The sequence below is a fragment of the Rhodococcus sp. HM1 genome (genome assembly GCF_023218075.1).
Classification (GTDB): domain Bacteria; phylum Actinomycetota; class Actinomycetes; order Mycobacteriales; family Mycobacteriaceae; genus Rhodococcus.
In genome coordinates this window covers 1-2,743 of the sequence record NZ_JALPTB010000157.1, presented here as the reverse complement: position 1 = coordinate 2,743, position 2,743 = coordinate 1, and the positions used below count along the sequence as shown (strand labels likewise).

The following is a 2,743-nucleotide window of genomic DNA, read 5'->3' as shown; positions in this document are numbered from 1 at the left end:
CCCTCGCGGTCGGGCACGGGGACGCGGGCCGTGTCGATGCGGAACTGCGCGGTCGCGGGGTGAGTGTGCTCGGGGTGTCGTACGAGGACCGGGCGAAGTTCACGGTCGCGGCGCGGGACCCGGAGCAGCTGGCGAGTGTGGTGGCGTCGGTGACGTCCGGCGCCGGGGAGCTGGAACCCGTCGGCCGGGAGTGGATCGACGGATAAACGCGTCGTGCGCGGTTTCGGTAGTGGGAACTACCGAAACCGCGCACGGACGGCGGAAGCCGCTTACAGGGACTTCAGGATCTCGCGTGCGAGAGCAGCGGTCTCGGACGGCGTCTTGCCGACCTTGACGCCGGCCGCCTCGAGGGCGTCCTTCTTGGCCTGCGCGGTGCCCGAGGAACCGGAGACGATGGCGCCGGCGTGGCCCATGGTCTTGCCCTCGGGGGCGGTGAAGCCGGCCACGTAGCCGACGACCGGCTTGGTGACGTTGGCCTTGATGTAGTCGGCGGCACGCTCCTCGGCGTCGCCACCGATCTCACCGATCATGACGATGACCTTGGTCTCCGGGTCCTTCTCGAACGCCTCGATGGCGTCGATGTGGGTGGTGCCGATGACCGGGTCGCCGCCGATGCCGATGGCGGTCGAGAAGCCGTACTCACGCAGCTCGAACATCATCTGGTAGGTCAGGGTGCCGGACTTGGACACCAGGCCGACCGGGCCCTTGCCGGTGATGTTCGCCGGGGTGATGCCGACGAGCGCCTCGCCCGGGGTGATGATGCCGGGGCAGTTGGGGCCGATGATGCGGGTCTTGTTGCCCTTCTCCACGTTGTAGGCCCACGCGTACGCGGAGTCCTGCACGGGGATGCCCTCGGTGATGACCACGAGCAGCGGGATCTCCGCGTCGATGGCCTCGACGATGGCGTCCTTCGAGAAGGCCGGGGGAACGAACGCGATCGAGACGTCCGCGCCGGTCTCCTTCATGGCCTCGGCGACGGAGCCGAAGACCGGCAGCTCGACCGGGTTGCCGTCCTTGTCGGTGTGCGACACGGTGGTGCCGGCCTTGCGGGCGTTGACGCCGCCGACGACCTGGGTGCCGGCCTTGAGCATCAGCGCGGTGTGCTTGGTGCCCTCGCCGCCGGTGATGCCCTGGACGATGACCTTGGAATCCTTGGTAAGGAAGATTGCCATTGTTCTGTGTGTCCCTTTACTTCGCTGCGGCGGCGAGCTCGGCAGCCTTGTCGGCAGCTTCGTCCATGGTGGCGACGAGCGTGACCAGCGGATGGTTGGCCTCGGCGAGGATGCGGCGACCCTCGTCGACGTTGTTGCCGTCGAGACGGACGACGAGCGGCTTGTTGGCCTCGTCGCCGAGGATCTCGAGAGCCTTGACGATGCCGTTGGCGACGGCGTCGCAGGCGGTGATGCCACCGAAGACGTTGACGAACACGCTCTTGACCTGCGCGTCGTTCAGGATGACGTCGAGGCCGGCAGCCATGACGGCCGCGGAGGCGCCGCCACCGATGTCGAGGAAGTTGGCGGGCTTCACGCCGCCGTGCTTCTCACCGGCGTACGCGACGACGTCGAGGGTCGACATGACCAGACCCGCGCCGTTACCGATGATGCCGACCTCACCGTCGAGCTTGACGTAGTTGAGGTCGTTCTCCTTGGCCTTGAGCTCGAGCGGATCCGTCGCGTCCTTGTCCTCGAACGCGGCGTGGCCGGGCTGACGGAAGTCGGCGTTGGCGTCGAGGGTGACCTTGCCGTCGAGGGCGAGGATCTGGTCGTCCGGCGTACGGACGAGCGGGTTGACCTCCACGAGGAGAGCGTCTTCCTTGACGAAGACCTCCCACAGCTTCTGGATGGTCACGGCCGCGGCGTCGAGAACCTCGGCGGGCAGGTGGCCCTTCTCGGCGATCTCACGGGCGAAGGCGAGGTCGACACCCTTGACGGCGTCGACGGGGACCTTGGCGAGACGCTCCGGCTTGGTGGCGGCGACCTCTTCGATCTCCATGCCACCCTCGACCGAGCACATCGCCAGGTAGGTGCGGTTGGTGCGGTCGAGCAGGAAGGAGATGTAGTACTCCTCCGCGATCTCGCTGGCCTCGGCGACCAGAAGCTTCTTGACGATGTGACCCTTGATGTCGAGGCCGAGGATGTTCTCGGCGTGGGTCTGCGCGTCGTCTGCGGTAGCGGCGTACTTCACGCCACCGGCCTTGCCACGGCCACCGACCTTGACCTGGGCCTTGACCATCACCGGCTTGCCGATTTCCTCCGCGATCTCGCGGGCACCGGCGACCGTGTCGGTAACACGGCCGGCCGACGTCGGCACGTCATGCTTGGCGAAGAGTTCCTTCGCCTGGTATTCGAAGAGATCCATCTGCTCACCGTCTCGTCTGCGTTCACGCCCGCTCGGGGGTTTTGAGCGGGCCAGGTTCGGACTCTAGTTACTTGGAAGCCCCAGGAAACGATCGCACTCGGGCCATGTGGCGCATGTCACGAAGTACGAGGGCTCGCGAGCTACCTCACGGAGATTCCTCCCGGAGTGTGAGCGAGGCCGCAACCAAGAGGAGCACCGTCCCCAGAATGACAGGTGCGACACAGAGGGCCGCGACCGGATCCTGGATCACACTTCGAACCAGCACCCACGACGACGCGTACACGGCCGTCGCACCGGCCGCTCCCAGCAGCAACGCCCCTCCCCGCGCGGGTCGCGACCGCACCGCCACCGCCGCCGCGACCCCCACCGCGACGGCGAGCAGAGC

Annotated in this window: 3 protein-coding genes; 1 reads left to right on the top strand and 2 read right to left on the bottom strand. The window is 67.2% G+C overall.

Features of this window, described 5'->3' with window-relative positions; all coding sequences use genetic code 11:
* A partial coding sequence (locus M1M07_RS32125; protein WP_248676745.1) for a DUF1949 domain-containing protein occupies positions 1 to 206 on the top strand: 206 nt, incomplete at its 5' end.
* A 63-nt stretch (positions 207 to 269) separates the two neighbouring features.
* On the opposite strand, the gene sucD is transcribed toward M1M07_RS32125, so the two are convergent.
* Together sucD and sucC are read right to left on the bottom strand one after the other, a co-directional pair.
* Entirely contained in the window at positions 270 to 1,172 is a 903-nt protein-coding gene (gene sucD, locus M1M07_RS32120) for a succinate--CoA ligase subunit alpha (RefSeq protein WP_197255412.1), read from the bottom strand.
* A 16-nt stretch (positions 1,173 to 1,188) separates the two neighbouring features.
* Positions 1,189 to 2,358 (bottom strand): ADP-forming succinate--CoA ligase subunit beta, encoded by a 1,170-nt coding sequence (gene sucC / locus M1M07_RS32115; RefSeq protein WP_197255410.1) that lies wholly within the window; start codon positions 2,356 to 2,358, stop codon positions 1,189 to 1,191.
* Positions 2,359 to 2,743: the final 385 nt, after the last annotated feature.

Excerpts from the sequence above, each read along its gene's own strand:
- sucD (WP_197255412.1), bottom strand. The coding sequence starts at position 1,172 with ATGGCAATCTTCCTTACCAAGGATTCCAAGGTCATCGTCCAGGGCATC.
- sucC (WP_197255410.1), bottom strand. The coding sequence starts at position 2,358 with ATGGATCTCTTCGAATACCAGGCGAAGGAACTCTTCGCCAAGCATGAC.